Genomic DNA, 4,269 nt, shown 5'->3' with positions numbered 1-4,269 from the left:
GTCTGTGCGGGATGAAAACCGCCGGATGCGGCGTACCGCCTTATCCGGCCTGCAGAGGCCGGGCTGAATGTATTTTGTAGGCCTGATAAGCGCAGCGCATCAGGCACATCACAACACCGCACCATCGGGTGCAAAGCAATATCCAAAACCTCCATAACACAAGCCTTCCTGCGGTATATGCGGTAAACCCCCAATCTGAATTTTCTGTATTACCTCCCGAAAATATCAGGATCGCCTGCGATAGTTACGTGTACCTTTATCTATAAGTAAGGGTCTATCCGGAGAATAAAGTGTTCGGAAAAATGGTATTAAACTACATGCCGGGGCTAAAAAATTTATTAGCGTACGATAAAAGCTGGCTAAAACATGATGTTAAAGCCGGGTTATCCGTTGCTGCCGTAGCACTACCGGTTGCGATTGCTTACGCTGAGTTGGCGGGAGTCGGGGCTATCGTCGGGTTATATTCCTGCGTTTTGCCAATGCTAGCTTATGCGCTGTTTGGTTCTTCCCGCCAATTGATTGTTGGCCCTGATGCCACGACCTGCGCGGTAATTGCAGCCGTTGTAGTTCCTCTTTCTGCCGGAAACCCAGAACTTCACTGGCAGTTGACAATTGTCATGACTGTGATGATGGGGGGATGGTGCCTGCTTGCCAGTAAATTTCGCCTGGGCGCGCTTGCTGACTTGCTTTCGCACCCCATTCTAACGGGCTTGCTTAACGGGGTTGCCGTGACGATTATTGTCGGGCAACTCGGTAAGGTATTGGGGATTACGCTTGATGAAGAGCAAGTGATTGAGAAGATCATTGCCCTGCCTGGCCGACTCTCAGAAATTCATTTATTAACCTTAGGGATCTCCATCCTAACGTTAGCGATTTTAATAGCTATCAAAACGTTTCGTAGCCAATGGCCAGCACCGTTGATTGCTATTGTGATAACAACGGCGCTGGTATGGATTACATCTGCGCAGCAGTATGGGATTGCCACTATTGGGGGATCGGGCTTTCAGTCTGGTTTGCCCGTCGTTCACTGGGGATCGTTTCAGCCTGGTCTGGCGCGTGATTTATTGATTCCTGCGCTGAACCTGGCGTTAGTCAGTTTTGTTAGCCTGATGCTAACCGCTCGCAGTTTTGCCGCAAAAAACGGATACGAAATAAATGCTGATGCTGAGTTCAGGGCTTTGGGGGTCGCGAATCTAATGTCTGGCTTATCTCAGGGGTTTGCGATTAGCGGAGCCGATTCCCGGACTGCGGTAAATGATTCCTCTGGAGGGAAAAGCCAGCTTGTTTCCGTTGTTGCTGCCTTAATCATCGGAATCGTCGTGGTATTTTTCACGCAGCCATTACAATTTATTCCGGTATCTGCATTAGGCATTGTTCTAATTTATGCATCGTGGTCATTAATTGATTTACGCGGACTCTGGAACCTGAGGCGAAGAAATAAACCCGCATTTCGCCTGGCGTTCTTCACCTTTGGCTGTGTTCTGATTATTGGTGTTATTCAGGGGATTGGCCTTGCGGTATTGTTGGGTCTGTTGCAGTTCCTGCGCACAGTTTTCCGTCCTACTGAACACTTATTGGGAATTGACGAAAATGGGATGATTCACTCATTAGGTAATACAACTGATGTGAAAATGATCCCTGGCGTGTTGATGTACCGGTTTAACTCACCGCTGACCTATTTTAATGTGGCCTATTTTAAGCGCCGCGTTTTGAATTTAGTCGATGGTGCAGTACTACAACCTAAATGGGTGGTCATTGACGCCGTTTCTTGCTTTACCTATTCAGATATCAGCGTCCTGGCAACCATTAATGAGTTAAAACGGGACCTGAAGGGGCGGAAGATTAAGTTAATTCTTGCGGGCCGGAAAACGGAGTTAACACGCTGGTTTAAGGAGAGTCGACCGACAATGAAAGATGACGACATGATTCTGGCACCAGACCTTTATTTGGCGCTCCGGTTCATTCAAAGCAAAGAAAGCATGAGTGAGGATGAATCTGGCGTTGTTGAATAAAGCAGATTTAGGTAAATGATCAGGCTGGATGGAAGGTGCCTGTGGCGATGAACATGCCCTGGCACCCATTTTGCTAAAGGGGGATCAGCATCCGCGCGGGGATGGTGAGATCCCCGGCAGAGTATTGATACCGACATGCTACCTGAAATATAGACAGCGTGACTGTTGTTAACCTTACGCTATGAATGCGACAGATCGCTTAAATGCTTTCCTTCCCATTACTGGCTTCGAGCTCGCGGATCAAGCGCTTGTTGATCTTGCCGACGCTGGTTTTGGGAATTTCCGGGACTATCCTTATCTGTCGTGGGATCGCCCATTTATTGATGTGGCCGCGGTCGACGAATCCTTGTAGATGTGCCGCTATGGCCTGCGGCTCCAGGTCCTCCCCTTCCTTGCAAACCACCAGAGCCAGGGGGCGTTCGCCCCACTGTTCATCAGGTATCCCGACGACGGCTACCGACCTGACCGCCGCGTGTGAGCTGATGAGGCTCTCCAGCTCTAGCGTGCTTATCCACTCACCGCCTGTCTTGATTACGTCTTTGATGCGATCCTTGATTTCCACTATCCCATGGGGATCGATAGAGGCAATGTCACCGGTATGCAGCCAACTGCCATTCCATAGCTCAGCTCCTTTCTCGGGTTCCTTCAGGTAGCCCTGAGTCAGCCAAGGGGCTCGCACCACTATTTCACCCAGGGCTTCGCCGTCGTGCACTACCTCCCGACCTTCGCCATCGACGATACGCAGATCCACCAACGGAACAGGCAGGCCGGTCCGAATCCGCAGGGGTAGCTGCTCATCCATGGGAAGGGCCAGCTCGGCATCGCTTAAGTGGGTCATACAGAGCAGGGGACAGGTCTCAGACATACCATAGCCGGCGTGAATGCGTATGCCCCTATGGTGGGCCTGTGTCGCCAGTCCAAGAGACAGTGAACTGCCACCCAGCAACATCTTCCATCCCGACAGCTCGGTCCGCGTGGCTTCGTCGCACTCGAGGATCATCTGCAAGATAGTTGGCACACAGTGCGAGAAGGTTACACCCTCATCGCGATAGAACCGTACCAGCTTGTTGGGTTCGTAACGACCGGGGTAGACCTGCTTCACACCCAGCATTGTTGCGACATAGGGAGCGCCCCAGGCGTGCACGTGAAACATAGGAGTGATCGGCATGTAGACATCGTTCGATCGTAGCAGCGACTGTCCCTCGTGGGCTGCCAGGAGACCCAGCTCATTGAGTGTGTGCAGGACCAGCTGACGATGGCTGAAGTAGACCCCCTTGGGATTGCCCGTGGTTCCAGTGGTGTAGAACAAGGTCGCTACCGAGTTTTCATCGAAGTCGGGGAAGTCAAAGCGATCTCCCGCTGCGGCCAGCAGGGTCTCATATTCCCCCAGCACCGGCAGGCTGGTTGCCTTCGATTCTTCGTCGCTAATCTGGATGTATCCCCGAACAGTGGTTAGCGTCTCTGCCAGTGACTCGACAACCGGCAAGAAGTCGTCGTGCACCAGTACCAGGTTGTCCTCGGCATGATTCATGGTGTAAGCGATTTGGTCCGCCGAGAAGCGGACGTTCACCGTGTGTAACACGGCACCAATCATAGGCACCGCGAAGAAGCACTCGAGGGCGCGATGGCTGTCCCAATCTAGCAGGGCGACGGTGTCTCCAGGCATGACACCGGCCGCTGTCAGCATGTTTGCCAGGCGATGGATGCGCTGTTTGAGGGTGCGATAGTCGTAACGCAGCTTGTCGGCGTAGACGATTTCTCGCTCGGGATGAGAACGCCCACCCGACAGCAGCAAGCTCTTGATCAGCAGCGGATAGGCATGGGCTCCCTGCGCTGACTGTATGACTCTTGTTTTCACCATCCAGGTTCCTCGTTGACTCATTATTTGCTCGGTATGATGGCAATTGTAGATGAAGGTTGGTATTTACTCCCTGGCGTTTGCTTCAGATGTCGAGGCGGCGCACCAACTCCAGCCCCTGGGGATGAATGTGCGTACCCTACAACGCCATCTGGAAGAGGGGGGGCGACCTTCAGCGAGCTTATCAATGAAATGCGGCGCGACCTGGCGCTCCCGCAACAGTATTGTGCCCAAGGTTGTTCAGATAAATTACTCAAATTTAGCCTACGGTTAAGCACGCCAGACAAAGAGGTGTGCCTGATACCGCTATATTTTTTGCAGTACCATCGTGGTTCCAGTGAAAGGTTTAAGTGTCGTGATGAGGTGGGGTAGGAGTCGCTGTTGGCAGAACGATAAGAA

2 protein-coding genes are annotated in these 4,269 nt (G+C 52.0%); one reads left to right on the top strand and one right to left on the bottom strand.

The window, feature by feature from the left end:
* Positions 1 to 290 precede the first annotated feature (290 nt).
* Complete coding sequence (locus FDW94_RS18345) at positions 291 to 2,012, top strand: SulP family inorganic anion transporter (RefSeq protein WP_103285866.1); 1,722 nt, start codon at positions 291 to 293, stop codon at positions 2,010 to 2,012.
* Between the two features lie 199 nt (positions 2,013 to 2,211).
* On the opposite strand, the gene FDW94_RS18340 is transcribed toward FDW94_RS18345, so the two are convergent.
* The gene (locus tag FDW94_RS18340; RefSeq protein ID WP_137378058.1) at positions 2,212 to 3,873 is read right to left on the bottom strand and encodes a fatty acid--CoA ligase; all 1,662 of its coding nucleotides are present in this window, start codon (positions 3,871 to 3,873) and stop codon (positions 2,212 to 2,214) included.
* Between the last annotated feature and the right edge of the window lie 396 nt (positions 3,874 to 4,269).

Source organism: Citrobacter sp. wls757, assembly GCF_005280935.1.
Classification (GTDB): Bacteria; Pseudomonadota; Gammaproteobacteria; order Enterobacterales; family Enterobacteriaceae; genus Citrobacter; species Citrobacter portucalensis.
This window is presented reverse-complemented; position numbering and strand designations above follow the sequence as displayed.